Here is a 26,332-nt window from a genome sequence, read left to right as displayed (position 1 = left end):
TTATCATTTAATGCATAAAAGCACTAAAGAGAAACGGATGGAAAGAGGAGTGGAACAAATGAGATATTTAACAGCGGGCGAATCTCACGGCCCTCAACAAACAACAATTATTGAAGGGGTTCCCGCTCATATGGAACTGTTGAAAGAAGATATTAACCGTGAATTAAAGCGAAGACAAGGCGGTTATGGACGGGGACGCCGCATGCAAATAGAAAAGGATCTTGTAGAAATCGTAAGTGGTGTTCGACATGGGAAAACGACAGGTGCCCCAATTGCGCTTGTCGTCAAAAACGATGATTTCAAAAGTTGGACCGATGTGATGGGAGTGGAACCGTTAAGTGAAGAAGAAGAGCAACAAGTACGAAGAAAAGTAACCCACCCTCGCCCTGGACATGCAGATTTAAATGGTGGTATTAAATATGGTCATAGAGATATGCGAAACGTTTTAGAACGTTCCTCCGCCCGTGAGACGACAGCACGGGTATGCGCAGGAGCAGTTGCCAAAAAATTATTAAAGACACTTGGGATAGAAGTGGCAGGACACGTACTGGAAATTGGCGGAGTAAAAGCGAAAGACATTTCATATAAAGATATTTATGAATTACAAGAAAAATCGGAAGCTTCACCTGTACGTTGTTTAGATAAAGAGGCAGAACGGAAGATGATGGAAGCGATTGATCAGGCCAAAAAAGAAGGGGACTCTATCGGTGGGGTCGTGCAAACGGTGGTGACTGGGATGCCAGTCGGTGTCGGTAGCCACGTTCATTACGATCGCAAGTTAGATAGTAAAATTGCCGGTGCGGTTGTGAGTATTAACGCTTTTAAAGGAGTGGAAATTGGCATCGGCTTTGAAGCTGCCCGTCGTCCTGGTAGTGAAGTACATGATGAAATTTTATGGGACGAGGAAAAAGGGTATTATCGTCGCACCAATAATCTTGGAGGATTTGAAGGCGGGATGACAAACGGAATGCCTTTAGTGATTCAAGGTGTGATGAAGCCTATTCCGACTTTATATAAACCGCTGCAAAGTGTAGATATTGATACAAAAGAACCGTTTCAAGCAAGCATTGAACGGTCAGACAGTTGTGCCGTGCCTGCCGCATCCGTCGTCATGGAAAACGTCATTGCTTTTGAAGTAGCAAAAGCGCTTGTGGAAATGTTTCATGCAGACCGAATCGACGCTTTAAAAGAAAGCATCGAAAACCATCGTACATGGGCGCGGGAATTTTAATGGAAAAATTTACGATCACGACGACAAACGATCAATACGACGTACTGATTGACTACGGATTGCGCCATCAGCTAGATACACTTTGCCGATCCATATTGGAAGGAAGAAAAAAAGCACTCATTATTTCAGACACAAAAGTGTACCCGTTGTACGGGGAAGAAGTGAAAAAATCGTTAGCACGACTGTTACCGGTAGCGCACGTAACGGTTCCAAACGGGGAAAGAGCAAAATCTTTAGAAGTATATCGGGATTTATTAACGACTTGCATTGAAGAAGAATTAGATCGCAATTCCATCATTATTGCCCTCGGTGGTGGGGTCATCGGAGATATTGCCGGGTTTACTGCTGCTACTTATATGCGTGGAATTCCCTTTATTCAAGTACCTACGACATTGCTTGCTCAAGACAGTAGCGTCGGTGGAAAGACAGGCATTAATCATCCATTAGGAAAAAATTTAATTGGAGCTTTTCATCAGCCAAGTGCGGTCGTTTACGATATTGACATGCTTCAGACGCTTTCCGACAAAGAATGGTTATCTGGTTTTGCTGAAATGATGAAACATGCCTACATTCAAGATCCAAATTATTTAGCGTGGTTAAAAGAACATGTAAATACTTTGGATGACATCAAAAAACCTTCCATTCGCTCATCGATTCGACGTTCGATGAAAATAAAAGCGACAATCGTTGAAAAAGATGAAAAAGAAGCCGGCATTCGCGCCTTTTTGAACTTTGGTCACACTCTTGGCCATGCCCTTGAAAAAGTATCCGGCTACGGCGAGCTTACCCACGGGGAAGCGGTGGCTTGTGGCATGTTATTTGCGATGCGTCTTAGTAACACGTTACAACTGTCTACATGGGATATAGAAGAAGAAAAAGCATGGTTTCAAGCGATTGGATATCCTGTTGACATCGTTTTTCAATACGAACCGGAAGCACTTATAGAAGCGATGCGTCTTGATAAAAAAAGAACATCGAAAGGCCTTACTTTTGTCTTGTTAAAAAAGGCGGGGGAACCAATGATACAAACAGTAAAAGAAACGATCGTTCGTCAGCTTTTACAAAGAAAGGAGGCATCATCGTGATACGAGGAGTACGGGGAGCTATTACGATCGATGAGAATAAGGAAGAAGACATTATCTCCCATACAAAATGGCTATTAGAAGAAATGATTGCAAAAAATAATTTACAACCGGAACAAGTTGCGCACATTTGGTTTACGACGACACCCGATATTAATGCAGCGTTCCCCGCTAAAGCAACTCGTTTCATCGAAGGATGGCAATACGTACCTGTCATGTGCGCGCAAGAAATCCCGGTACCCAATGCCCTTCCAAAATGTATCCGTATTATGTTGTCAGCGGAATTAAATGTGAGGCAAGAAGAAGTAAAACATGTTTACTTACGTGATGCAACGAAACTCCGTCCAGATTTAGTCAAAGATGAAAGTTGACAAAAAGAACAATCATAGATTAAGATAAAAGTAATGAGAGTAGTGAATAGTTTCAAAATAAATGAATTTTTGAGTAGAGAGAGTTTAGTAGAGAGTAGAGTTGAGTGGAGAACAGTAGAGCGGAGTGAACGAGTGTATCCAACGCCTAAAACTGTTCGTTTTAGGCGTTTTTCATTTCCTTTCGTAAATTTTAATGATATCTCCTCTATCCCTCCCTCTCTGCCTCTCTTTGCGAAAAAAGAGGTGAGTATATGTCAGAAACAACCTTCCCTATCTTTGACGATCAAACAAAGACATTTCGAATGATTCCTTATGTGAAACAGTTTTTTATAGACACGATCACCCCTATCGAAGTGTTTCGAAAGCTCGAACGAGAAGCAGTGTTTTTATTAGAAAGTAAAGACGAAGCGTCCCCTTGGTCAAGATATTCTTTTATCGGTTTATCGCCACGTTATCGGATAATCGAAACAAGAAAGACGTACCGGTTTTTAGATGCAGCACAAAACGTGTTGCTTGAAGACCGACATCTCCCCGGTATCTTCCAAAAGGTCATGGATTGGTTACGACCAGGAGATCCGCATGTCGACTTACCTTTCAAAGGGGGAGCAGTGGGAGTCGTTCCTTACGATACAGTAGAGAAGTTTCGATCACAACTTTCCTCTCCCTACCATGAAAATGAAAAAGAGCGAGTGACGCTCTTATTTTGCGAAACGTTAATTGCTTTTGATCATGTGACGAAAGAGCTCACATTTATTCATTACAATTCCAATGAAATGGCGGCAAGCAATGTTCGTTATAAAGAGTCGCAAGCGAAAGTAAATCAATATATGCATAAGATTATTGAATCCAAACAAGATTATTCTTACTCACGACCGATGATGCTACAAAAAGAAGTGGATTTTAAGAAGGTCTGTTCGAATTACTCAAAGGAAAAGTTTGAGCAAGATGTCAGGACGATTCAATCTTATATTGAAACAGGAGAGATTGATCAAGCTGTTCTCTCCCAACGTTTTGAACGAGAGATAACCGTGAGTGGCTTTGATATTTACCGTGCACTACGCATGATTAATCCATCACCTTATTTATTTTATTTAAAATTAGAGAAAACGGAAGTGGTGGGAAGCTCCCCGGAACGACTCATTCAAGTAAAGAATCGACAAATGGAAATCCACCCAATTGCCGGAACGAGAAAACGAGGAAAAAGCGATCGAGAAGATCAGCAATTGGCACAAGATTTGCTACAAGATAAAAAGGAAATCGCTGAACACCAAATGTTGGTTGATTTGGCGAAAGAGGATATTGCGAAGGTAGCGGAAAAAGGGACGATTGAAACACCGACGTTATTTGAAATAGGTAAATTTTCCCATGTCATGCATATTATCTCCAAGGTCACCGGTAAACTAGCCGCGACTGTCCAACCGATTGAAGCGCTTGCTTCGGCATTTCCGGCCGGGACTGTCTCCGGTGCTCCAAAAGAGCGCGCACTTGAGATTTTAAATCAATTGGAAAAAGAACCACGGGGCATTTATGCAGGAGCGGTGTGCTACATTGATTTTGCCGGCAATATCGACTCCTGTATTGCGATTCGAACAGTCGTTATTGAAAACGACCGAGCGAAAGTGCAAGCAGGTGCAGGGATTGTAAAAGACTCTATTCCGGAAAAGGAATATGAAGAAACGAAAAATAAAGCAATGGCGTTACTCACTGCAATTGAAGCGGCAGAAGTACTGTTTGGAAATAAAGAGGAGGAGAGAGAACATGTTTAAAACGTTATTAAATGAATGCATGGACGGAAAAGTATTATCAGAAACAGAAGCAGAACAAGCAATGGATGAAATTATGAAAGGAAATGCAACAGAAAGTCAAATTGCGAGTTTTTTAACGATTATGCGTTTTCGCGGGGAAACGGTGGACGAAATGACAGGGTTTACGCGTTCGATGCGGGAACATGCCATTCAGTTGCCTCATGAAGAATCTTTTGTAATTGATACTTGTGGGACAGGAGGAGATAATCGATCTACGTACAATATTTCTACGGCAAGTGCGATTGCTCTTTCCTCTTTTGGAGTCAAAGTAGCAAAACATGGGAATCGCTCGGTGTCCTCTCGCAGTGGAAGTGCGGACGCATTAGATGCGTTAGGGGTTGCTATTCAAACGTCTCCGGAAGAAGCAATTCAATCATTACGACAACAAAATATGACCTTTTTGTTTGCACCGATGTATCACGTAGCGATGAAACACGCAGTGACTCCTCGAAAGGAAATCGGTTTTCGGACGATTTTTAATTTATTAGGTCCATTAACAAATCCGGCAAATGCAAGTGCACAAGTCATTGGTGTATTTGATAAAGGGTATGCGAAGAAGATGGCAGAAACGTTAAAACGTCTTGGTAGTAAGCGGGTTTTACTCGTAACCGGAGAAGACGGAATGGACGAAGTGACAATTACCGGTAAAACTTTTATCACTGAATTAAACGGTGGAGTCATCCGTGAATATACCATTACCCCAGAGGATGTGGGCCTTGAAAGAGCAAACTTAAGCGATGTGCAAGTGAAAACGCCAGAAGAAAGCGCCGCCTTAATTCGTGCGATTTTTACTGGAGAAGTAAATGGGGCTGCGAAAGATATTTTACTTTTAAATGTAGCTGCGGGTTTGTATGTGTCTGATGAAGTAACGACATTTGCCGAAGGAGTCAGAACAGCAGAAAAAGCACTCCAATCAGGACAGTTTTTACAACAGTTACAACGACTTCAAAAGGAAAAGGTGGAAAAACAACATGCTTGAAAAAATTTTAGAGACGAAACGAGAGGAAATAAAACGTATCACCCTTCCCGAACCGGTGGAGGTGCAAAAATATTCTCTAAAAGAGGCGCTTACGGCAAATGAAAATGAAGTTCAAGTGATAGCAGAAGTAAAAAAAGCCTCCCCTTCAAAAGGGGTCATTCGAAAAACATTCGACCCAGAGGAAATTGCTCTTCAATATGAAAAAGGAGGAGCGGCTGCTTTATCCGTATTAACCGATGAAGAATATTTTCAAGGAAATCGGACGTATATTCCGATCATTAAACAAAAAGTTGCCTTGCCCGTTTTGCGTAAAGAATTTATTATTGATTCGATTCAGCTCTATGAAAGTGTTAGGATTGGTGCAGATGCCGTGTTATTGATCGCCGCTGCTCTAGAAACATCCAAGTTACATGAATTATATGAAGAAGCCTATGAATTAGGGTTGGAAGCAATCGTTGAGTTTCATTCCGAAGAAGAGTTAGAGGAAGTGTTAGCGCAATTTAAACCGCTTATTTTAGGCATTAACAATCGAAACTTACACACCTTTGAAACAACATTGGCAACTACTAAAAAACTAAGTTCTTACGTTCCAAAAGAAAGTGTTTTTGTTAGCGAAAGTGGAATTTACACATATGAAGATATTCAATACGTAAAAGAATGGAAGGCAAACGCCGTTCTCGTCGGTGAATCATTGATGCGTCAAGACAACGTAGAAAAAGCATTACGCACATTACGGGGAGAGAATGTGAATGAAACGACCGTACGTTAAGCTTTGTGGTCTTCATTCAGAAGCGGATGTACAATTAGTGCAATCTTCCCAGGCAGAGTATGTCGGTTTTGTCATGGCAGAAAGTAAAAGAAAAGTGTCTCCTTTTGAAGCTGCTTCCTGGCTTGACAGGCATCCATTGCCTGGGAAGAAGGTGGCAGCTCTCTTTGTGAATGCATCCCTTTCTGACATATTAGAAGCAGTGAAACAATGTCCTATCGATATCATTCAGCTTCATGGCACGGAATCTGTGGAAATGGTGCAACTTGTGAAAGAAAAGACAAAAAAAGAAGTATGGAAAGCAATCCGACATGACGATGATGCTTTCAGCGCATTAAAGTCGTATCTTCCTTATGTCGATGGATTTGTTGTTGATGCGAAAGTGAAAGGCGAATGGGGTGGAACTGGACAGCGTTTTGATTGGAAACACGTTCCCCGCTATGTTCAATTTGGGAAAAAGCATCAAGTACCGTTATTTATTGCTGGGGGGATTACCCCGGAAAATGTAGCATCCTTGCTTCGGTATGATCCTTGGGGGATCGATCTTTCCAGTGGAATCGAACGAAATGGAAAAAAGAACAAAAAAAAATTAACCGCATTAGAAAAGAGGTTGATGTATCATGAGTAAAGCATATCCTGATGCCCGCGGTCGTTTCGGTGAATTCGGGGGGAAATTTGTCCCTGAGACGTTAATGGTTGCGCTAGAAGAGTTGGAAGAGGCTTTTCACGAGGCAATGCAAGATGAAAATTTTTTAAACACATATCATCATATGTTAAGAGAATATGCCGGTCGTCCGACACCGTTCACTTATGCAAAACAGATAACAGAAGAACTCGGTGGGGCACACATTTATTTAAAAAGAGAAGATTTGGTGCATACTGGCGCGCATAAATTAAACAATGCGATCGGTCAAGCGTTACTTGCGAAACGGATGGGAAAAACGAAGATTGTCGCAGAAACAGGCGCGGGACAACATGGCGTTGCGACGGCAACAATTTGTGCGAAATTAGGACTGGAATGTCTCGTGTTTATGGGAGAAGAAGATATGAGGCGACAACGACTCAATGTTTTTCGAATGGAATTGCTAGGAGCTCAAGTCGTTCCGGCTACGACCGGAAGTAAAACATTAAAAGACGCAACGAACGAAGCCATTCGTTATTGGGTAGCAAATGTGGAAGACACTTTTTATTTAATTGGTTCTGTTGTTGGTCCACATCCGTATCCCCGTATCGTACGCGACTTTCAATGTGTCATTGGAGAAGAAACGAAAACGCAAGCAAAAGAAACATTTGGTCGTTTGCCGGACGTCGCTGTTGCCTGTGTTGGAGGCGGAAGCAATGCGATTGGCATGTTTTATCCTATGCTTGAGGACGATGTGAAAATGTATGGGGCAGAAGCTGCCGGGAAAGGGATTTCGACTTCAAAACACGCTGCCACCATCACAAAAGGGACAAAAGGAGTCATTCACGGATCATTAACATACTTGATTCAAGATGAAAATGGACAAATCATCGAGCCTTATTCTATTTCAGCAGGACTGGATTATCCGGGAATTGGCCCTGAACATGCCCATTTGGCAAATACTGGTCGAGTCACTTATCTTCCTATTAGTGATGAAGAAGCAATCGAAGCACTCACCCTTTTGACGAAAAGAGAGGGGATTTTACCTGCCTTAGAATCTGCTCATGCACTGGCTCTCGCCTTTCAACAAGCAAAGTCGCTAGAAAAAGATAATGTGATTGTCGTTTCTTTATCTGGACGAGGAGATAAAGATGTCCACTCCATTAAAGATTATTTGGAAAAGAGGTTGTAAACATGAGTGAAAACAATCGTGTATTGGAAGCTGCCCAAAACGCTCCATATCCCCTTTTTATTCCATTTATTACAGCTGGAGACCCGAATCCGGAAGTAACGGTTGATCTTGCTCTGATGTTACAAGAGGCAGGGGCTCACATCATTGAATTAGGTGTTCCTTATTCCGATCCTCTTGCGGACGGACCGATTATTCAACGTTCCGCACAAAGAGCCCTCGCGCAAGGAATGAGTTTATCAAAAGCAATAGATTTAGTACCGAAAATGAGAGAAAAAGGATTAACCATACCAGTTATTATATTTACGTATTACAACCCTGTGTTACAATTAGGTGAAGAGACTTTTTTACAACGAGTAAGAGAAAGCAAAGCAGATGGCGTGTTGATTCCGGACCTCCCTTTTGAAGAAAGTGAATCCCTTGCTAGTCAAGCCAAATCTCTCGGCTTAGCAAACATTTCTCTCGTTGCTCCTACCTCTGACAAAAGAATTGACGAGATTGCAAGTCGGGCAGAAGGTTTTCTATATTGTGTTTCTAGTACAGGGGTCACGGGTGTAAGAGATCATTTTCCACCGGAAGCATACACTTTTATAAAACGTGTGAAAGAAAGTACTGCCATTCCGGTGGCAGTGGGATTTGGCATTTCGAAACGAGCGCATGTGGAAAGTTTAAAAGGGGTAGCGGATGGTGTCATTGTTGGGAGTGCGATTATGAAAAAAGTGGAAGAAGTTTACGGAAAAAACGCGGGAGAAAGTGAACTGGACCAAATAAAAGCATTTGTTTCTTCTCTTATTTCGTCGTAATATATATGATAAAATATGAAAGAAATATGAGGTGGTCGCCTTGGAAATTAAACCACAATTGTTAGGAATGGAACCATACCAACCGGGCAAACCGATCGAAGAAGTAAAAGAAGAGCTCGGTTTAACTGTCGTGCATAAATTAGCCTCCAACGAGAATCCATACGGCGCCTCTCCTAAGGTGAAAGAAAAAGTACAAGAAGTACTTCTTCACCCGGAGATTTATCCAGATGGATATGCTGCTGCGATCCGGAATAAAGTAGCCGAGCATGTTGGAGTAAGAGAAGAACAATTGATATTTGGTGCGGGGTCTGATGAAGTAATATTGATGCTATGTCGTGCCTTGTTGAGTAATGAAACAAACACGGTGATGGCAACACCGACATTTTCTCAATATAAGCATAATGCTCTCATTGAAGGAGCCGAGATTCGCGAAGTTCCTTTAAAAGAAGGAAAGCATGATTTAGAAGCTATGTTAGAAAAAATTGATGAAAAGACGAAAATTGTCTGGGTATGTAATCCGAATAACCCAACCGGAACATATACGACAACGAAAGAATTCGAGTCATTTTTAGAGAGGGTACCGAAAGACGTTCTCGTCGTTTCCGATGAAGCGTACCTTGAATATGTCACTGCAACGGATTATCCGAATACAATACCATACTTAGATGAATACCCAAATTTAATGATTCTTCGTACTTTTTCCAAAGCATACGGATTGGCAGCGTTAAGAATTGGCTATGGCATTGGGAATGCTTCCTTCATTCGTTCGTTAGATCCTGTCAGACCTCCGTTTAATACAACTTCTATTGCCCATCAAGCTGCTATTGCAGCATTAGAAGATCAAGCATTTATTCAAGCATGTAAAGAAAAAAATAGACAGGTTCTCGATGATATCATGGCGTTTTGTGAACAGTTGGGCTTGTCTTATTTACCGACCGAGACGAATTTTATTTTAATAGAAACAGGTATTGACGGAGACGTATTGTTTGATGATTTATTGAAAAAAGGGTTTATCGTCCGGTCCGGGAAAGCGCTCGGTTTCCCGCACGCAATTCGTGTAACGGCAGGAACAAAAGAACAAAATGATGCGTTTTTACAAGCATTCCATGATTGTCTCGAAAAAAGAAAAACACTCAGTCAAGGATAGCCGGGAAAGAAAGTGGGGAGAAATTGTTGAATCGAAAAATATGTGTCGTCGGGCTAGGGCTGATTGGAGGTTCCATCGCCCTTGCGATAAAAAAAGAACATGACGCCACGGTCGTTGGGGTGGATGTGAATTCGAATCAATTAAAACTAGCCCAGTCTTTACAAGTGATTGATGAAATAGCCGATAATCTTGAAGAAGGAATTCGCGAAGCAGATTTAATTGTGCTCGCAGCTCCAGTGAAAAAAACCGAGCAGTTATTGGAAGAACTGCAAGATTTACCACTTAAAGAAGGAGCGATTGTGACGGATGTAGGGAGTACGAAATCGAAAATTTTTCAAAAGGCAGCCCCTCTCCATCGTAAAAACGTTACTTTTATTGGAGGACATCCGATGGCAGGCTCCCATAAAAGCGGTGTTCAAGCTGCAAGAGCACACTTGTTTGAAAATGCCTTCTATGTTCTCACCCCATCAGAAGAAGCAACGGCTTCAAAAGTCATTCAGTTACAAAATTGGTTAAAAGGAACGAATGCCCGTTTTATTGAAATGACCCCAAAGCAACATGATAAGCTTGCGGGATTAATTAGTCATTTTCCGCATATTGTCGCAGCGAGTCTCGTCCATCAAGTCAAAAATATCGGAAATGAAGATGATTTAGTTTCCCAGTTAGCCGCTGGTGGCTTTAAAGATATTACGAGAATTGCTTCTTCAAACCCTGAAATGTGGCGGGATATTTTATTACATAATAAAGATACGATGCTTCATTTACTACGGGATTGGCAAAAAGAAATGAAAAAAGTGGAAACGATGTTGTTAGAAGAAGAATCCAACGATATTTATAATTACTTTCAAACAGCCAAAAAGTTTCGGGATTGTTTGCCGTCGAACAAAAAAGGTGCGTTGCCTTCCTTTTATGATTTATACGTCGATATTCCAGACCATCCAGGGGTGATCTCTGACGTAACTGGTATTTTAGGGAAAGAAAATATAAGTATTACTAACATTCGCATCATCGAGACGAGGGAAGATATCATGGGGGCACTTCGGCTCTCTTTTCGTACGGATGAAGACCGAAAACAAGCAAAGCAGTTGTTAGAAAATGCGCTGTATGAAACACATCTATTAGAAGAATAAAAAGATGATCCCGCTTTTCATTGGGATCATCTCACAAAAATCTTTCAATAACGTGAAAATTGAAAAAAGTTATTGACTTATACTTTGGTTTCGATATAATAAAAGTAGCGTATGGTTTCTCTCCACTCCTATCCATACTCATTCATTGAAATAGCAATCTTGGCTAGCCCGATATGTAAGCGTTTACTTATCGGGTCTTTTTTTGTTTGTTATGAATCGATTTTTCACTCCTTTGCCCTCGAGGGGGGAGTGAACATTTGTTATACTATACTTTTTAGAGGATCAATTGTGAAAGATGATAAAAAGTGGTTAGGCGCAAGCTGGGGGGAGACGATGAATAAAAAACAAGAAGCAATTCAGTTGATTCAAGCAGGTCAAATAAAAGAAGGTTTAGAAAAATTAACTCAGTGGGAAAAGATAGCAACAGACGAAGAACAATATGAAATTTTAGAGATTTATATGGAACTCGGTTTAACCGACCGAGCGGAAAGATTGATTCAGAAATGGAAGAAGAGCGGAAAGCCATTTGATGGAGAACTAATCACGATGGAAGCGGAAATTAAAATGGAGCATGAAGAAGAGGAAGAAGCCATTTCGTTACTTTCCCAAATTCGTAAAGAAGATCCGGCTTTTTTAAAAGCACAACTGCTCCTTGCTGACATATATCAACTTCAAGGTTTAGACGAAGTAGCGGAACAGAAATTGCAATACGCCTTATCATTAGCTCCGGAAGAACCGGTCATTGTAGCAGCAATGGGTTATTATTATATGGAACGTGGAGATTACAAAAAATGTATTCCTTATTTTAAAAAAGCAGAACAGCTCGGATTTGTAGGTCAACATGATAATATCAAGCTTCATCTAGCCCAAGCTTACAGTGCAACCGGAGAATTTGAAACGGCTTTGGATTATTATGAAAAAGGGCTAAAAGAAAGAGAAGATCTCGACGCTTTATTTGGTTACGGTTATACGGCGTTACAATTACATGATTATGAACGGGCAATTGAACCTTTCACGAGATTAAAAGAATTGGATCCAGAATACGTCACTCTTTATCCTTACTTAGTGAGAGCGCATAAACAATTACACAATTATGAACAAGCTTTAAACATTGCAAAAGAAGGTCTCTCTTATGACGAATTTAATGATACACTTTTTATGGAGGCAGCTATGTTGTACGATCTTCTTGGGGAGAAAGATAAAGTGAGCGAAACGATGTGGGAAGCGATATCTTTAAACCCGACAAATAGTGAAGCGATTCTTTATTTACTTCGTTTTTTTAGAGAAGAAGAAGACGAAGAGGCAATCATTGAGCTTATGTCACATCTCAAAGAATTGGGAGAATCAGATCCATTATACGCATGGTTTGAGGCCTATGCTTGGAGAGAACAAGAAGAGGATGAGAAAGCGCGACAAGCATATGAGCAAGCAAACATCGTTTATGGACAAGACCCGGAATTTCTTGAAGATTATGGTCGATTTTTACTTGAAATTGGAAATCGAAAACAAGCCCTCCAACTGTTTGAACAATCTCTTCAGTTGCAGCCAGAAAATGAACCTTTACGAAACCTCATGGAAGAGTTAACATTTTGGTAAATGATTGTGTGGAAAAAAGTTATAAAAATGTTGAAAAGCGGTGAGGATATGAAATGGACGACAGAAGACATACTATCTTTCGTAAACGAAAGAAAATACGTTGATACAGCGATACTTCCACTTATACCGGTCAACTTTCATGATGGCATCAAAGAAAGCGCAGCAATGAATGAATTTATGACTATCATTACTGCAGAATTAGAACGACAATTCAAAGGAAGAGTGTTGTTACTTCCTTCCTTTACTTATTTAAATGAAGAAGAGATCGCTTCCCACACGAAACCATTAATTCGTTGGCTTGCTTCATTGAAAGAAAGTGGAATGAAGTATATCTTTTTGATGACATCCGACTCTAAATGGAAGCAAATGGAAGAGGAATTAAATGAAGAGATTGTTTGGCTGCCACTCATTCCACTAGAGAATTTAGATGTCACGTATAAAAAAGAAGTTATCACGGAACAAATCAAACATTTGATCCCACTCTTTATGAACAAATGGCAACAGGAAGTGTGACAAATGTCGACGCAAAAGTATATACAAAAGATTGACAGTATGCTATCTACTGGGCTATCATGAGTATGTCCTAGTGTTGTCAGTGTGTGTAAAATGTCCGGCAGGACCGAATGGATAGAGTAAGGAGGGATATGTGGTGAGTGAAAAAGATCATAACGTGTCGAGACGTCAATTTTTAACGTATACGCTAACCGGAGTTGGCGGATTCATGGCTGCTGGGGTCGTTTTGCCAATGGCGCGTTTCGCAATTGATCCAGTTCTTCAAACAACTGGAGAAGGCGACATGCATGCTGTGACAGAAGTGAGTGAGTTGACAGATGAACCACAGCGTTTTGATTTTTCCTATGAACAAGAAGATGCTTGGTACACTTCTGAAACGACGAACTCTGCATGGATTTATCTCGATGGGGATGACATCGTCGCTCTATCACCAGTTTGTACGCACTTAGGTTGCACAGTAAACTGGAATTCAAATGAAAATCACCCGAATGAGTTTTTCTGTCCTTGTCACGGTGGTCGTTTTGAAAAAGACGGGACGAACGTAGCAGGTACACCGCCAACAGAACCACTCCATCGTTACAAGGTGGAAGTGCGGGACGGAACGGTTTACCTAGGAAAAGCAGAACCACAAATTTAGGAGGGGCGTCATTTATGTTACAACGATTGTATGATTGGGTGGATGAACGCCTAGACATAACTCCGATTTGGCGAGACGTCGCTGATCATGAAGTGCCTGAGCATGTCAACCCGGCTCATCACTTTTCAGCGTTTGTTTACTGTTTTGGAGGGCTGACATTCTTCATCATCGTCATCCAATTTTTGTCAGGCATGTTTTTAACGATGTATTATGTACCTGATATTGTGAACGCGTATGAATCGGTGAAATATTTACAAGGTGAAGTGGCGTTCGGTATGATTGTTCGAGGAATGCACCATTGGGGAGCAAGTCTCGTGATAGTGATGGTCTTTTTACATACGTTACGTGTGTTCTTCACAGGTGCATACAAAAAGCCAAGAGAGTTAAACTGGGTTGTAGGTGTTCTCATGTTTTTCATCTTAATGGGTCTAGGCTTTACCGGTTATTTGTTACCTTGGGATATGAAAGCATACTTCGCGACAGTTGTCGGACTACAGATGGCTGAAAGTGTTCCAATTATAGGTACTCTCATAAAAACCTTGCTATCAGGAGATCCGGAAATTGTCGGAGCTCAAACGTTAACACGATTCTTCGCCATCCATGTGTTCTTCTTACCAGCGGCTTTACTTGGACTCATGGCTGTTCACTTTATTATGATCCGTCGTCAAGGAATCGCTGGGCCGCTATAAGATTTGGCGCGTATTGTGGATAAGTATTGAAGGAGGGAAACCAATGCAACGTGGAAAAGGAATGAAGTTCGTTGGGGATTCCCGTGTGCCTGCATCAGGTAGAAAACCAAATATACCTAAGGATTATTCAGAATATCCCGGTAAAACAGAAGCTTTCTTTCCTAACTTCCTGTTAAAAGAATGGTTAGTAGGGGCTGTTTTTCTCGTTGGTTACCTATGCTTGACAGCTGCACACCCGTCTCCATTGGAAAGATTGGCAGACCCAACGGATTCCGGTTACATTCCATTACCGGACTGGTATTTTCTATTTTTGTACCAACTGTTAAAATACGAATTTGTTTCTGGTGATTATGTCGTGATTGGTATCGTCATCATTCCAGCTCTTTCATTTGGAGCACTTTTACTTGCACCGTGGCTCGATCGTGGTCCGGAAAGACGTGCTTCAAGACGTCCGATCGCTTCCGGTATGATGTTACTCGCAGTTCTTGCAGTTGTCTATTTAACATGGGAAGCTGTTGAAAATCATGACTGGGAAGCTGCTGCGGAACAAGGAGAGATGCTCGATGACGAAGCTGCAGAACTAGCTGAACAAGTTGACACGGAACATGAAGGATATCAGATTTATTCTGACCAAGGCTGTATCGCTTGTCACGGAGATCAACTCCAAGGTTCCGGTGCAGCAGGACCATCACTCTTTGATACCCAGTATGATGTCGATACGATTAAAAACATCGCGGTGGAAGGTATTGGCGAAATGCCACCAGGTCTTTTTGAAGGTACGGATGAAGAATTGCAAATTTTAGCGGAATACATTGCAAGCGGCGGTGGTGCACAAGAAGGTGAAAGTGGAGAAGATGGCGCATCTGCAGAAGATGCTGCCGGTGAAGAAACAACAGAAGAAAGTGACGAAGAGTAATCACCGCTTGTCACATCGTCATAAAAGCTGCTCTTTCTTTTTAGAAAAGAGCAGCTTTTCTTTACTATCGCAAAGAAACGGGAGAAATGGATGGGATTGATGATGAATGTAATTATTCGTTTTCTAGGAATGCCGACGATGATACTGTTACTTCTCATAATCAATGGACTAGGTACGGTGTATGGGTATTGGTGGTACAATGGTCAATTGGAGGCGACACCGCCAATTTTTCTCCCATTCGTTCCAGATAGTCCGACGGCGAGCTTGTTTTTTACTTTTGTACTTTTACTTTATTTAATGAAAAAAAGAAGTGGGTTATTAGAAGCTTTTGCTTCCGTAACGCTCATTAAATACGGGATATGGGCCGTGGTGATGAATGGTTTGCAAGGGGTATTTGGTGATCCCTTGTCGTGGCAAAACTATATGTTAATTGCTTCCCATCTAGGCATGGCAGTACAAGCGCTTTTATTTTCGCCATATTACCGTATCAAACGATGGCATCTTTTCATCGTAGCGGTCTGGACGTTACATAACGATGTCATTGATTATGTTTATGGAATGCATCCTTGGGTTTCTTCTGTATTAACGGATTATATTGCCCACATTGGTTATTTTACTTTTTGGTTATCTATTGTTTCAATCATGTTAACATATCTCTTTGGAGTGAGAGAAAAACGATTGCAAATCAATCTTCCATCTTAGGGTCTACTCCTCTTTTCTTGTTCATAAGAATAGGACAAGGATAGAGAGGAGGATGTGTATGCCGGTCATTCAGCAACCATTCCGGCAAGCAATCACCTACCTTTTTCGCTGGATAAGCATCATGTTACTCATTGTTTTATTTGTAGTGATTGCTCCCAAAAGTATGGATAGTGAAACGAAAGAAGATGTGTCCTTTGAAACATGGTATGAAAAAGTAAAAACGATGTATACGTTGGTTGAACAAGGGAAGTATGAAGAAGGGAAAAAAATATATCATTGGCTCGATCTACATTTACCAGCGCTTTCTTTTTCTACTTATGAAATGAATACTAATCAGATGAAACATTTTTTGTATTCCTTTGAACGAGCCGGTGAAGCACTGACATCGGTCACACTGAGTGACGAAAAACGACAGTCCTATACGTACTCATTTTATTTATCTACAGATGCCATTCTCAGCAAAAATAATCCATTATGGAAAAATGTAGCAAAGCAATCGTTACCGTTGTTAGAAGAAGCAAAAAGCCTTATCGAAAGAGGAGAAAAAGAAAAAGCGCGAGTGTCTTACCAAGAATGGCAGCATACCTTTGAACAAATTCGTCCGGCTATGATGACCGGTGAACCGGAAAGCCGTTATATGCCGCTCATTTCTTACTTAGAGTATATGGAGCGGGAATCTTCTTGGCTTGAAAGGGAAGAATCTGAAGATGTTGTCAAGCTGCTTTCTCACGTACAACATCTTATCGAACCAGCACGTGCGACGGTGGATCCTTCGTTCTGGATCGTCTTGTTTTCCATTGGGACAACAATTATGATTGCATTAACATATACAGGTTGGAGAAAATATAGAGGAGACAAGACAAAAGAGAGGTTAAGGGAATAAATGTTCACACTTTTATCTCCCTTTGAAAAGTAAAAGAATTGACTTTATTTGACGTTTTAAATTAAAATAAAGATAAAGCATCGTGGAGGAGGTCTGGTATGGGTATTTTTCTTTTGTACTTTTTAGCGCTTTTAATCATTCCGATTTGGGCGCAAATGAAAGTAAAAAAAGCATATAGTAAGTATTCACAAGTCCCTAACTCATCAGGAATGACTGGTAAAGAAGTGGCTGAAAAGATACTTCAAGATAACGGTATTTATGATGTCAATGTGGAACCAATTCGTGGACAACTAACGGATCATTACGATCCTCGTTCCAAAACGGTTCGTTTGTCTGAAGAAATTTATTATGGCCGCAGTGTTGCCGGTCAAGCGGTAGCAGCACACGAGGTAGGACATGCGATTCAAGATGCGGAAGATTATGCATTTTTACGCTTTCGCCATAGCCTCGTACCGGTAGCAAATCTTGGTTCTAACTTGTCTTTCTTTTTCATTCTTGCCGGGATCTTTTTCCAAGCAACGAACATGTTATTGTTAGGAATTATTTTCATGTCCGCTGCGGTGTTATTCCAATTGGTGACGTTACCGGTGGAATTTAACGCAAGTAATCGTGCGATGCACCAAATTGTCGCAAGCGGAATTATTAATAACCACGAGGAGAGAGAAACGCGAAAAGTATTAGATGCCGCAGCATTGACGTATGTGGCAGCAGCGCTTGTTGCTGTATTAGAACTCGTCCGTTTTATCTCCATGTACTTTTTAATGACGGAAGAATAAAAAGTTGCCTCTTAATTAGAGAGAGGCAACTTTTCTTATCCATGATATCGTACGTCATTCAAAGATGGTAATCCATTTGCGTTCTTCGCACAGAAAAAACGATGTCCTAGTCTGTACTCTCCATTCGCATGTCTAATCTCTAGTAAAACCTTCACCAATCACTTCATTCACATCGCTTACCGTCACAAAGGCATAAGGATCAATTTGTTGTACGATGTTTTTTAAGCGCACAATTTCATTGCGACCGACAACACAGTATAGAATTTCTTTTTCTGAACCGGTAAACGATCCTTTCCCTTTCATCATCGTTGCCCCACGATCCATTTCTTTTATAATTGTTTCAGCAATTTCTTCATGGTATTCAGAAATAATAAAGGCTGCTTTTGCCGAGTAGGCACCTTGTTGAATTAAGTCGATCACTTTCGCTGACACGAAAACGAGCATGAGAGTATACATCGCTTCTCGGTAATTTAAATAAATAAGAGATAAGGTAATGACACACGTATCAAAAACGAACAACGTCCGTCCCATGCTCCAACCAAAATATTTAAAACCGAGTTTTGCGATAATATCAACGCCCCCGGTTGTTCCACCAAACCGAAATACAATTCCTAACCCTGCTCCAATAAATACTCCAGCAAACAATGCCACAATTGTCATATCTTCTTCTAACGATAAAGAGATCAGTGGAAAAACTTGAAAAAACCACAAAAAGAACGACAAGCTAAACGTTCCAATTAGCGTATAAAAAAAGACATCACGACCAAGTAATTTCCAACTTAAATAAAAAAGAGGCACATTTAATACTAAATTAGAGAAAGCAGGATCGATGCCAAAGAGAAAATACAATAACAATGTAATTCCTGTGAATCCTCCGTCGGCAAGTTGATGCTCCATGTTAAAATAGACGATCCCAAAGGACATAATCGCCGTTCCAAGAATCATAAAGAAAACATTTTTTCCATGTTTAAAATAATTCACAGAAGCTTCCCTCCTTGCCTCCATTCACAATCCTCTATATTATAGTGAAAACACCCCAATGAAAGCAACAAACCTTCTCGTTTGTCAAAGAAAAAGAAATTCGTTACGATAATGAGGATGAGAGGAGGCTATACATGTCTGATAAGACGATGCGCATGATGCAACAAGAAGTGGATGATTATATTCAACAATTTAAAGAAGGTTATTTCGAGCCGTTAACGATGCTCGCCCGACTCAGTGAAGAAACGGGTGAATTAGCACGTGAAGTGAACCATCGTTACGGGGAAAAACCTAAAAAAAATACAGAAGAAGACAGTTCCATGGAAGAGGAACTTGGGGATGTTTTATTTGTTCTCATCTCATTTGCAAATTCTTTACATATTGATTTGGAAGAAGCTTTTGATCTTGTGATGAAGAAATTTAAAACGAGAGATAAAAATCGTTGGACAAAGAAAAAGGAAGGATGAGAGGTAAATGAAGGAAGAAGTACGATTGATCATTGCTGGTCCTCGTGGAAATATGGGAAAAGAAGCGGTCAAATTGGTAGATGAGACCGAACATTTCGTTCTTGTGGCAGCAGTAGATTCAAAAAATAATGGTAAACAACTTCGTGAATTGCCGGGGATGCCAAATATAGATGCTCCTGTGTATGACGATATGAAGACGTGTTTAGAAGAAGTGGAAGCGGATGTGTTAATTGATTTAACGACTCCTGAAGCAGGGAAGCGTCATTTAGAATTAGCCCTTGACCATCACGTTCGCCCGGTTGTAGGGACAACTGGTTTTACTGATTCAGATGTTAAGCGGTTGCGCGAAAAAGCAGAAGAGAAAGAAATTGGTGCAATTGTCGCGCCAAACTTTGCCGTTGGGGCAATTTTAATGATGAAATTTTCTCAAATGGCGGCTAAATACTTTCAAGATGTTGAAATATTAGAAATGCATCATGACCGAAAGTTAGATGCCCCATCTGGAACGGCGCAAAAAACGGCTTCTTTAATCAATGAAGTAAGACCGTTTAAAAAACAAGGGCATCCGGAGGAAAAAGAAGAGTTGATTGGAGCGCGCGGAGGAGAAGTAGAAGGGATACACATCCATAGCGTTCGTCTTCCTGGACTGGTTGCCCATCAAGAAGTTATATTTGGAGGAACGGGACAAACGTTGACGATTCGCCATGATTCCATGAACCGACAATCTTTTATGCCCGGTGTGAAGCTGGCGGTAGAAAGTGTGTTACAATTAAAAACCCTTGTCTACGGGTTAGAAAATATTATGGAATAGAGTGAAGGAGAGTTATGGATGAAGCCGTTCGTCATTTTAGCAATCGGTGCGCATCCCGATGATGTCGAAATCGGGATGGGAGGCACTATTCGTACCCATGTGGAAAATGGAGATGTCGTCTATATTTGCAATTTAACAAAAGCTGAATTATCGTCGAACGGAAACCCATCGTTACGGCAAAAAGAAGCAACCAAATCAGCCAATGTATTAGGGGTAAGAGAACGAATTCAATTGGAATTTCCGGATCGTCATATCGATCGGTCTCACCCGTCCTATCGTGAGTTAGTCACCGTGATTCGGAAAGTGAAGCCGGATGTTGTTTTCGCACCGTATCATGAAGATCGCCACCCGGATCATGGCGCTAGTTGTCACATCGTAAAAGAAGCGGTGTTTGACGCAAAAATTAGAAAATACCTACCAGAAGTTCCGTCTCATCAAGTGAAGCAATTATTTTATTATTTTATTAACGGAATTGTTTCTGCAGATTTTTATATCGACATCACCCCGGCCCAAGAGATAAAAATGGAGGCTTTATCTTGTTACCAAAGCCAATTTGAAAAGCAAGTGGGAAGTGTGACGACACCGCTTACCGATCGTTATCTGGAAAACGTCCGCTATCGAGACAGTCTATTTGGAAAAGAAGCCGGTGTACAATTTGCGGAAGGATTCAAATGTGAACAGCCACTGTTATTTTCTTCTATTCCAAAAAGGAGTTTGCCATGACATTGAAAATAGGTATCACATGTTATCCAACAGTTGGAGGGTCAGGTGTTGTTGCAACAGAGCTTGGGAAATTGCTCGCTGAAAAAGGTCATGAGATACACTTTATTACTACGAGTTTGCCGTTTCGCTTAAATAAAACGTATGAGAATGTTTATTTTCATGAAGTAGAAGTGAATCAATATGACGTTTTTCAATATCCACCTTACTCTTTAACTTTAGCAAGCAAAATGACGGAAGTTGTCAAAAAAGAAGATTTAGATATTTTGCACGTGCATTACGCCGTTCCTCATGCGGCTTGTGCCGTGCTTGCGAAAGATATGGCGAAAGACCGAAACGTAAAAGTAGTGACGACGTTACATGGGACCGATATTACCGTGTTAGGTCATGACCCGTCGTTACGAGAAATCATTCGTTATGCAATTCATCGTTCCGATAAAGTCACCGCTGTTTCTTATGCGTTAGCGCAAGAAACGAAACAAATGCTTCATACAGAAAATCGTATCGAGACGATTTATAATTTTATTGATGAACGTATTTATCACCCGCATGGTGAGAAAGACGCATTAAAAGAAGAATATGGCATTCGTAGGGAAGATAAATTAGCCATCCATATTTCTAATTTCCGTCCTGTAAAACGAGTGACAGATGTGATTTATGCATTTGCTACTTTGTTAGAGCACGTACCGAATACGCATTTAATAATGGTTGGCGATGGGCCAGACAGGGAAAAAGCAAAAAGTGAAGTGAAACATTTAGGAATCGAAGAGCGCGTTTTATTTGTAGGAAATCAAAAAGATATTGCTTCTCTCATCCGCATGTCAGATGTGATGTTTCTCCTGTCGGAAAAAGAGAGCTTCGGGCTTGTTGCTTTGGAAGCAATGGCTTGCGGAGTGCCGGTCATTGGAACAAACGCTGGTGGAATACCAGAAGTGGTTGTGGATGGCAAAACAGGTTTTATTTGTCCCATTGGTCAACCGGAAGTAGCAGGGAAAAAAGCGAGTGAATTACTTCTCAATCAAAAAACTTATGAACTATTTTCGGAGCAAGCGATGTTACGGGTAGAAGATAAGTTTGCCTCCTCAACTATTGTTGAACAATATGAAAAAGTGTATGAGGAGGTTTTAGCAGAAAGGTCTGTTCGGGATGTCACGTAAATGGGAAGAGGCTTTTTCCTTATTACGTTATATTGAATTACTTGGTTATGAAGCATATATTGTCGGAGGAGCAGTGCGAGATTATTTATTGAATAAAGAGGAAAAAGATATCGATGTTGTGATGAATGCAACGGTAAAAGAAATCATGCGCCTCTTCCCAAAGGCAAAACAACCAAGTGCTGCTTTTCCAATGGTTCTTGTACCGTGGAAGTCTCTCTTCGTTGAGGTTTCTCCTTATCGGGAGGGAACGAAGACGTTGGAAGAAGACTTGGCGTGTCGTGATTTTACGATCAATGCCCTTGCATTAAAGGAAAACGGAACAATCATTGACCCTTATGGAGGAAAAAATGACCTCCAACATCGCATCCTTCGTTCGATTGATCCTTCCAAACGTTTTCAGGAAGATCCCCTTCGGATTTTGCGATTATTCCGTTTTGCTGGGGAATTATCCTTTCATATCGAAAAAAAAACAATGACAACTGCTTGTCAACTGCAACATTTGCTCTCTTCTGTTGCAGTGGAACGAATACAACAAGAATTAGATAGATTGTTACAAGCAAAGGATCATGAGCGAGTGTTCCATCTGATGACCAAACATCACCTGTTTATGGCTTTTCCCGTAGAACTACAACCAGAACGACCGTTACCACCTACACTTTGTTGGAATTTTCATATGCTTGTTACTCCCGCCGAAAGATGGGCTGCGTTTTTATGGAATTTGTATGGAAGAAATGCAAACAAGAAATGGCCTCATTGGCGTTTTTCTAAAAAAATGACGCGATCATTATCTTATTTTTTTCAAGCCATCCAACAACAAGAATCCCTTTCTTGGGATGATGTAGAGTTATATGACATCGGAATAGAACGAGTGCTGCAAATAGAGCGATTCCATCAATGGGTGTATGATAACAAGGATGATGAAAAGCTGAGAAAGGTAGCAAAAGTGTATCGACAATTACCTATTCAGTCACGCCAAGATCTTCGGGTGAACGGAAAAGATGTATTGACATTGTTTCCGAAGATCGAAAAGAAAAAAGTTGGATGGATATTGCGAGAAGTGGAAAAAGCCGTATTGCGTAAGGAAGTGAAAAATAAGGAAGAAGAACTTGTTTCTTATGTAAAGGGGAAGCTACGGTATGAGGGGTAAATTATTACAATTATTATCACAATCTAAAGATCGTTTTTTATCTGGACAACAAATTAGTGACATGCTTCACATTTCTAGAACAGCTGTTTGGAAACATATTGAAGAATTACGAAAAAACGGATATGAAATTGAAGCAGTTCCGAGAAAAGGGTATCGTCTTCGGTATATGCCGAATTTAGCTAGTACCGACGAAATTAAATCAAAACTACAAACAAAAGCAATTGGCCGGCACATCGTGTATAAAAAAGAAGTTACTTCCACTCAGGACATTGCACACCAACTTGTACAAGAAGGAGCGGAAGAAGGAACAATTGTCATTGCGGATAAACAAACGAAAGGAAAAGGGAGACTAGGAAGACCGTGGCATTCAATGGAGGAAAAAGGACTCTGGTTTAGCATCATTTTACGGCCCGATATCCCTCCTCAAGTTGCTCCTCAACTGACCCTTCTTACAGCAGTGGCGGTGCAAGAAGGGTTAGAACGAGCAACAGACCTTCCTGTAGAAATTAAATGGCCAAATGACATATTATTACGCGGGAAAAAAATAGCGGGTATTTTAACTGAAATGCATTCGGAGTTAGACCGTATACAAGCAATTGTCGTTGGAATCGGATTAAATGTGAATCAACAAAAGACTGATTTTCCCGAGGAATTATCGGCTGTTGCTACTTCTTTATCAATGGAAGCAAATGGAAAGGTGTTTCAACGAAGCGATGTCATCGTTTCGGTATTAGAGAAATATGAACATTGGTACTATAAATATTTAGATCAAGGCTTTTTCCCGATTAAAAAACGGTGGGAACAGCTTGCAACGACCATTGGGAAAGAAATTACCGCCAAAACGATGCGAAAAGAGGTTCAAGGAATTGCTGAAGGAATCACTGATGAAGGGGTATTACTAATTAGAAAAAAAGATGGCACATTAGAATCGGTGTATAGTGCAGATATTGACTAAAGAAATTTCATTTATTTTTGTTATAATAGAGAAAGGCAATATCTACAAAAGTAGAATTGCACTTTTTATTAAGAAAATAAAAAAGGATACTGCCTTGATCCAGTTAGCTGGACAAGGACGGGGAGGAGTTATGATGAAAAACACAGCAACATTTTTAAAAATGAAAGCGGAACGAGAACCAATCGCGATGATGACAGCGTATGATGCCCCATCCGCTCATTTCGCTCAAAAAGCAGGAATGGACATCATTTTGGTCGGCGATTCCGCTGGGATGGTCGTTCACGGCTACGATTCAACCATTCCGGTGACGTTGGAGGATATGCTTTTGCATACGAAAGCAGTACGAAGAGGAGCACCGGATGTATTTGTCGTGACAGACTTGCCTTTTCTTACATTTCATGGAGATATTTCTAAAACAATGGATAGGGTTGCGACATTAATGCAAGAAGGTGGCGCACAAGCAGTAAAGATTGAAGGTGGAGGTAGAGTACTCCCTTTCATTGATCAACTTACGGAAGCAGGGGTTCCGGTCATGGCACATTTAGGATTGACCCCGCAATCCGTTGGTGTTCTTGGTGGTTATAAAGTGCAAGGGAAAACAGAAGAAAGCGCTTCTTTACTCATCAAAGAAGCAAAACAAGTCGAAGAAAACGGGGCTTTTGCCCTTGTGTTAGAATGTGTGCCAAAACAATTAGCAGAGCATATTGCTTCTCTGTTAACGATTCCAGTGATAGGCATTGGTGCGGGGAAACAGGTAGATGGTCAAGTACTCGTTTTTCATGATGCCGTCGGTTATACGACCGGATTTGTTCCAAAATTTGCAAAACAATATGCCCAAGTAGGAGAAACAATTACACAAGCATTGGAAGCATATGTGGAAGAAGTGAAAAGCGGCGCGTTTCCATCTGAGGAGCATACGTTCTCCATGGAAACAGAAACCCTTCAAAAAGTATATGGAGGGGTTGAATCTTGATCACTGTTCATACCGTTCTCGACTTACAAGCACAAATCACCAGATTGAAAGCAGAAAATCAATCCATTGGATTCGTTCCAACGATGGGAGCGTTACATGAAGGACATTTATCTTTAATGAGAAAGGCAAAAGAGGAACAAGATGTTCTTGTTGTTAGTATTTTTGTAAATCCTCTCCAATTTGGACCAGGAGAAGATTACGATACGTATCCAAGAACGATTGATAAAGATAAAGAATTGTTATCACAAATAGGAGCTGACGTGCTTTTTATGCCGTCAGTCAAAGAAATGTATCCACGCCCCCTTCATACTTCTGTTTCGGTGCAAAAAGGAGCTGACGTGCTTTGCGGAAAAAGTCGCCCGGGTCATTTTGATGGGGTGCTTACCGTCGTGTTGAAATTGTTTCAACTCGTACAACCTCATGCGGCTTATTTCGGTAAAAAAGATGCGCAACAAGTAGCTGTCATTCAAAATATGGTAGAAGATTTTCATATACCGGTAAAAATTGTTCCTGTAGACACAGTAAGAGAACGGGACGGCTTGGCGGTAAGCTCCCGAAACGTTCGTTTAACGCCGGAAGAAAGAAAAGAAGCACCTCACTTATATCAAAGTTTACAACTAGCCCTTACCTTGATCCAACATGGAACAACCAATTGCGATGTAATTAAAGAAAAGATGAGGGAATATCTCAAACAACATACAAGTGGGGAGATTGATTACATTGATATTCTCACTTTTCCGACGTTAACTGCATTGTCCGAGGTGAGAGGGACAATCATTATTGCTATTGCGGTGCAATTTAGCGAAGCGCGTCTTATCGATAATGTGATTGTAGATATCGCGTATGAGAAGGGGGAAGTATCATGTATCGCACGTTCATGAAATCGAAACTACATCGCGCGACGGTCACCGAAGCGAATTTAAATTATGTTGGAAGCATTACGATTGATCAAGATTTAATGGATGCGGTGGATATTTTAGAAAATGAACAAGTGCAAGTAGTAAATAACAACAACGGAGCACGACTTACAACTTACGTCATTCCCGGTGAAAGAGGTTCTGGTGTCATTTGTTTAAACGGAGCTGCTGCTCGTTTGGTTCAACCAGGAGATTGTGTTATCATTATGGCATATGGAATGGTGGAAGAAGAAAAATGTGCTAATTTTTCACCAAAAGTAGCCATTTTAAATGAAAACAACGAAATTGAAGAAATGTTATCGACAGAACCTGCAAATACGGTAAAATAAGTGACAGCCCCCGATAGAGGCGGTTCTATCCGGGGGCT

Annotated in this window: 29 protein-coding genes; 28 read left to right on the top strand and 1 reads right to left on the bottom strand. The window is 40.9% G+C overall.

What is annotated here, in order from left to right:
• Positions 1–58 precede the first annotated feature (58 nt).
• The 19 genes from aroC (at position 59) to GJS40_RS09110 (ending at position 17,837) form a co-directional block, all read left to right on the top strand.
• Entirely contained in the window at positions 59–1,231 is a 1,173-nt protein-coding gene (gene aroC, locus GJS40_RS09200; RefSeq protein WP_270897579.1) for a chorismate synthase, read from the top strand.
• Complete coding sequence (aroB, locus tag GJS40_RS09195; RefSeq protein WP_270897578.1) at positions 1,231–2,316, top strand: 3-dehydroquinate synthase; 1,086 nt, start codon at positions 1,231–1,233, stop codon at positions 2,314–2,316. The genes aroC and aroB overlap by 1 nt, the downstream gene beginning before the upstream one ends.
• Positions 2,313–2,684: a chorismate mutase gene (gene aroH, locus GJS40_RS09190; RefSeq protein ID WP_270897577.1), complete on the top strand. Its 372-nt coding sequence runs from the start codon at positions 2,313–2,315 to the stop codon at positions 2,682–2,684. Before aroB ends, aroH begins: the two co-directional genes overlap by 4 nt.
• Positions 2,685–2,935: 251 nt before the next feature.
• On the top strand, positions 2,936–4,450 hold the full coding sequence (gene trpE / locus GJS40_RS09185) for an anthranilate synthase component I (RefSeq protein WP_270897576.1): 1,515 nt from the start codon (positions 2,936–2,938) through the stop codon (positions 4,448–4,450).
• Complete coding sequence (gene trpD, locus GJS40_RS09180; RefSeq protein ID WP_270897575.1) at positions 4,443–5,468, top strand: anthranilate phosphoribosyltransferase; 1,026 nt, start codon at positions 4,443–4,445, stop codon at positions 5,466–5,468. Before trpE ends, trpD begins: the two co-directional genes overlap by 8 nt.
• A complete protein-coding gene (gene trpC, locus GJS40_RS09175; protein WP_270897574.1) occupies positions 5,461–6,237 on the top strand; it encodes an indole-3-glycerol phosphate synthase TrpC in 777 nt (258 codons plus the stop codon). The genes trpD and trpC overlap by 8 nt, the downstream gene beginning before the upstream one ends.
• Complete coding sequence (locus GJS40_RS09170; RefSeq protein WP_270897573.1) at positions 6,218–6,862, top strand: phosphoribosylanthranilate isomerase; 645 nt, start codon at positions 6,218–6,220, stop codon at positions 6,860–6,862. Before trpC ends, GJS40_RS09170 begins: the two co-directional genes overlap by 20 nt.
• Positions 6,855–8,048: a tryptophan synthase subunit beta gene (gene trpB / locus GJS40_RS09165; protein ID WP_270897572.1), complete on the top strand. Its 1,194-nt coding sequence runs from the start codon at positions 6,855–6,857 to the stop codon at positions 8,046–8,048. Before GJS40_RS09170 ends, trpB begins: the two co-directional genes overlap by 8 nt.
• A gap of 2 nt (positions 8,049–8,050) precedes the next feature.
• Entirely contained in the window at positions 8,051–8,848 is a 798-nt protein-coding gene (gene trpA, locus GJS40_RS09160) for a tryptophan synthase subunit alpha (RefSeq protein WP_270897571.1), read from the top strand.
• Between the two features lie 40 nt (positions 8,849–8,888).
• On the top strand, positions 8,889–9,995 hold the full coding sequence (hisC, locus tag GJS40_RS09155; protein WP_270897570.1) for a histidinol-phosphate transaminase: 1,107 nt from the start codon (positions 8,889–8,891) through the stop codon (positions 9,993–9,995).
• Positions 9,992–11,125, top strand: a complete 1,134-nt coding sequence (locus GJS40_RS09150) for a prephenate dehydrogenase (RefSeq protein ID WP_270897601.1) — start codon at positions 9,992–9,994, stop codon at positions 11,123–11,125. Before hisC ends, GJS40_RS09150 begins: the two co-directional genes overlap by 4 nt.
• A 288-nt stretch (positions 11,126–11,413) precedes the next feature.
• Complete coding sequence (locus GJS40_RS09145) at positions 11,414–12,721, top strand: tetratricopeptide repeat protein (protein WP_270897569.1); 1,308 nt, start codon at positions 11,414–11,416, stop codon at positions 12,719–12,721.
• A gap of 48 nt (positions 12,722–12,769) precedes the next feature.
• Positions 12,770–13,234, top strand: a complete 465-nt coding sequence (locus GJS40_RS09140) for a YpiF family protein (RefSeq protein WP_270897568.1) — start codon at positions 12,770–12,772, stop codon at positions 13,232–13,234.
• Positions 13,235–13,370: 136 nt separating this feature from the next.
• A complete protein-coding gene (locus GJS40_RS09135) occupies positions 13,371–13,871 on the top strand; it encodes a ubiquinol-cytochrome c reductase iron-sulfur subunit (RefSeq protein WP_270897567.1) in 501 nt (166 codons plus the stop codon).
• A gap of 14 nt (positions 13,872–13,885) precedes the next feature.
• Complete coding sequence (gene qcrB, locus GJS40_RS09130) at positions 13,886–14,560, top strand: menaquinol-cytochrome c reductase cytochrome b subunit (RefSeq protein WP_270897566.1); 675 nt, start codon at positions 13,886–13,888, stop codon at positions 14,558–14,560.
• Positions 14,561–14,603: 43 nt separating this feature from the next.
• Positions 14,604–15,476 carry a menaquinol-cytochrome c reductase cytochrome b/c subunit gene (locus GJS40_RS09125; protein ID WP_270897565.1) on the top strand — a complete coding sequence of 291 codons (873 nt, stop codon included), beginning with the start codon at positions 14,604–14,606 and terminating at the stop codon, positions 15,474–15,476.
• Positions 15,477–15,578: 102 nt separating this feature from the next.
• Positions 15,579–16,178 (top strand): lipoprotein heptaprenylglyceryl N-acetyltransferase LhaT, encoded by a 600-nt coding sequence (lhaT, locus tag GJS40_RS09120; RefSeq protein ID WP_270897564.1) that lies wholly within the window; start codon positions 15,579–15,581, stop codon positions 16,176–16,178.
• A 58-nt stretch (positions 16,179–16,236) separates the two neighbouring features.
• A complete protein-coding gene (locus GJS40_RS09115) occupies positions 16,237–17,061 on the top strand; it encodes a sporulation protein YpjB (protein WP_270897563.1) in 825 nt (274 codons plus the stop codon).
• 98 nt (positions 17,062–17,159) lie between these two features.
• Positions 17,160–17,837: a zinc metallopeptidase gene (locus GJS40_RS09110; RefSeq protein ID WP_270897562.1), complete on the top strand. Its 678-nt coding sequence runs from the start codon at positions 17,160–17,162 to the stop codon at positions 17,835–17,837.
• A 132-nt stretch (positions 17,838–17,969) separates the two neighbouring features.
• Here GJS40_RS09110 and GJS40_RS09105 read toward each other — a convergent pair whose 3' ends face one another.
• Positions 17,970–18,782, bottom strand: a complete 813-nt coding sequence (locus tag GJS40_RS09105) for a YitT family protein (protein ID WP_377901950.1) — start codon at positions 18,780–18,782, stop codon at positions 17,970–17,972.
• A 170-nt stretch (positions 18,783–18,952) separates the two neighbouring features.
• Here GJS40_RS09105 and GJS40_RS09100 point away from each other — a divergent pair, with 170 nt between their 5' ends.
• The 9 genes from GJS40_RS09100 (at position 18,953) to panD (ending at position 26,294) form a co-directional block, all read left to right on the top strand.
• Positions 18,953–19,285, top strand: a complete 333-nt coding sequence (locus GJS40_RS09100) for a nucleotide pyrophosphohydrolase (RefSeq protein WP_270897560.1) — start codon at positions 18,953–18,955, stop codon at positions 19,283–19,285.
• Positions 19,286–19,292: 7 nt separating this feature from the next.
• Positions 19,293–20,096: a 4-hydroxy-tetrahydrodipicolinate reductase gene (gene dapB / locus GJS40_RS09095; RefSeq protein ID WP_270897559.1), complete on the top strand. Its 804-nt coding sequence runs from the start codon at positions 19,293–19,295 to the stop codon at positions 20,094–20,096.
• Between the two features lie 18 nt (positions 20,097–20,114).
• Positions 20,115–20,819: a bacillithiol biosynthesis deacetylase BshB1 gene (gene bshB1 / locus GJS40_RS09090; protein ID WP_270897558.1), complete on the top strand. Its 705-nt coding sequence runs from the start codon at positions 20,115–20,117 to the stop codon at positions 20,817–20,819.
• Positions 20,816–21,973, top strand: a complete 1,158-nt coding sequence (gene bshA, locus GJS40_RS09085) for an N-acetyl-alpha-D-glucosaminyl L-malate synthase BshA (RefSeq protein ID WP_270897557.1) — start codon at positions 20,816–20,818, stop codon at positions 21,971–21,973. Before bshB1 ends, bshA begins: the two co-directional genes overlap by 4 nt.
• On the top strand, positions 21,963–23,120 hold the full coding sequence (locus tag GJS40_RS09080) for a CCA tRNA nucleotidyltransferase (protein WP_270897556.1): 1,158 nt from the start codon (positions 21,963–21,965) through the stop codon (positions 23,118–23,120). The genes bshA and GJS40_RS09080 overlap by 11 nt, the downstream gene beginning before the upstream one ends.
• Positions 23,110–24,075, top strand: a complete 966-nt coding sequence (locus GJS40_RS09075) for a biotin--[acetyl-CoA-carboxylase] ligase (RefSeq protein ID WP_270897555.1) — start codon at positions 23,110–23,112, stop codon at positions 24,073–24,075. Before GJS40_RS09080 ends, GJS40_RS09075 begins: the two co-directional genes overlap by 11 nt.
• A 133-nt stretch (positions 24,076–24,208) precedes the next feature.
• Positions 24,209–25,048: a 3-methyl-2-oxobutanoate hydroxymethyltransferase gene (gene panB / locus GJS40_RS09070; RefSeq protein WP_270897554.1), complete on the top strand. Its 840-nt coding sequence runs from the start codon at positions 24,209–24,211 to the stop codon at positions 25,046–25,048.
• On the top strand, positions 25,045–25,929 hold the full coding sequence (gene panC, locus GJS40_RS09065) for a pantoate--beta-alanine ligase (RefSeq protein WP_270897553.1): 885 nt from the start codon (positions 25,045–25,047) through the stop codon (positions 25,927–25,929). The genes panB and panC overlap by 4 nt, the downstream gene beginning before the upstream one ends.
• Positions 25,911–26,294, top strand: a complete 384-nt coding sequence (gene panD, locus GJS40_RS09060; protein ID WP_270897552.1) for an aspartate 1-decarboxylase — start codon at positions 25,911–25,913, stop codon at positions 26,292–26,294. Before panC ends, panD begins: the two co-directional genes overlap by 19 nt.
• The last annotated feature ends 38 nt before the right edge of the window (positions 26,295–26,332 follow it).

The sequence above is a fragment of the Aliibacillus thermotolerans genome (genome assembly GCF_027853235.1).
Lineage (GTDB): Bacteria > Bacillota > Bacilli > Bacillales > Marinococcaceae > Aliibacillus > Aliibacillus thermotolerans.
Note: the sequence above shows the minus strand (reverse complement) of the source record. Positions and strands in the feature narration are given on the sequence as shown.

Bases quoted from the DNA above. Each gene is read 5' to 3' on its own strand.
- aroC (WP_270897579.1), top strand. From the start codon at position 59: ATGAGATATTTAACAGCGGGCGAATCTCACGGCCCTCAACAAACAACA.
- aroB (WP_270897578.1), top strand. From the start codon at position 1,231: ATGGAAAAATTTACGATCACGACGACAAACGATCAATACGACGTACTG.
- trpE (WP_270897576.1), top strand. From the start codon at position 2,936: ATGTCAGAAACAACCTTCCCTATCTTTGACGATCAAACAAAGACATTT.
- trpD (WP_270897575.1), top strand. From the start codon at position 4,443: ATGTTTAAAACGTTATTAAATGAATGCATGGACGGAAAAGTATTATCA.
- trpC (WP_270897574.1), top strand. From the start codon at position 5,461: ATGCTTGAAAAAATTTTAGAGACGAAACGAGAGGAAATAAAACGTATC.
- GJS40_RS09170 (WP_270897573.1), top strand. From the start codon at position 6,218: ATGAAACGACCGTACGTTAAGCTTTGTGGTCTTCATTCAGAAGCGGAT.
- trpB (WP_270897572.1), top strand. From the start codon at position 6,855: ATGAGTAAAGCATATCCTGATGCCCGCGGTCGTTTCGGTGAATTCGGG.
- trpA (WP_270897571.1), top strand. From the start codon at position 8,051: ATGAGTGAAAACAATCGTGTATTGGAAGCTGCCCAAAACGCTCCATAT.
- GJS40_RS09140 (WP_270897568.1), top strand. From the start codon at position 12,770: ATGAAATGGACGACAGAAGACATACTATCTTTCGTAAACGAAAGAAAA.
- qcrB (WP_270897566.1), top strand. From the start codon at position 13,886: ATGTTACAACGATTGTATGATTGGGTGGATGAACGCCTAGACATAACT.
- GJS40_RS09125 (WP_270897565.1), top strand. From the start codon at position 14,604: ATGCAACGTGGAAAAGGAATGAAGTTCGTTGGGGATTCCCGTGTGCCT.
- lhaT (WP_270897564.1), top strand. From the start codon at position 15,579: ATGAATGTAATTATTCGTTTTCTAGGAATGCCGACGATGATACTGTTA.
- GJS40_RS09115 (WP_270897563.1), top strand. From the start codon at position 16,237: ATGCCGGTCATTCAGCAACCATTCCGGCAAGCAATCACCTACCTTTTT.
- GJS40_RS09110 (WP_270897562.1), top strand. From the start codon at position 17,160: ATGGGTATTTTTCTTTTGTACTTTTTAGCGCTTTTAATCATTCCGATT.
- GJS40_RS09105 (WP_377901950.1), bottom strand. From the start codon at position 18,782: ATGATTCTTGGAACGGCGATTATGTCCTTTGGGATCGTCTATTTTAAC.
- GJS40_RS09100 (WP_270897560.1), top strand. From the start codon at position 18,953: ATGTCTGATAAGACGATGCGCATGATGCAACAAGAAGTGGATGATTAT.
- dapB (WP_270897559.1), top strand. From the start codon at position 19,293: ATGAAGGAAGAAGTACGATTGATCATTGCTGGTCCTCGTGGAAATATG.
- bshB1 (WP_270897558.1), top strand. From the start codon at position 20,115: ATGAAGCCGTTCGTCATTTTAGCAATCGGTGCGCATCCCGATGATGTC.
- bshA (WP_270897557.1), top strand. From the start codon at position 20,816: ATGACATTGAAAATAGGTATCACATGTTATCCAACAGTTGGAGGGTCA.
- GJS40_RS09080 (WP_270897556.1), top strand. From the start codon at position 21,963: ATGTCACGTAAATGGGAAGAGGCTTTTTCCTTATTACGTTATATTGAA.
- GJS40_RS09075 (WP_270897555.1), top strand. From the start codon at position 23,110: ATGAGGGGTAAATTATTACAATTATTATCACAATCTAAAGATCGTTTT.
- panB (WP_270897554.1), top strand. From the start codon at position 24,209: ATGAAAAACACAGCAACATTTTTAAAAATGAAAGCGGAACGAGAACCA.
- panD (WP_270897552.1), top strand. From the start codon at position 25,911: ATGTATCGCACGTTCATGAAATCGAAACTACATCGCGCGACGGTCACC.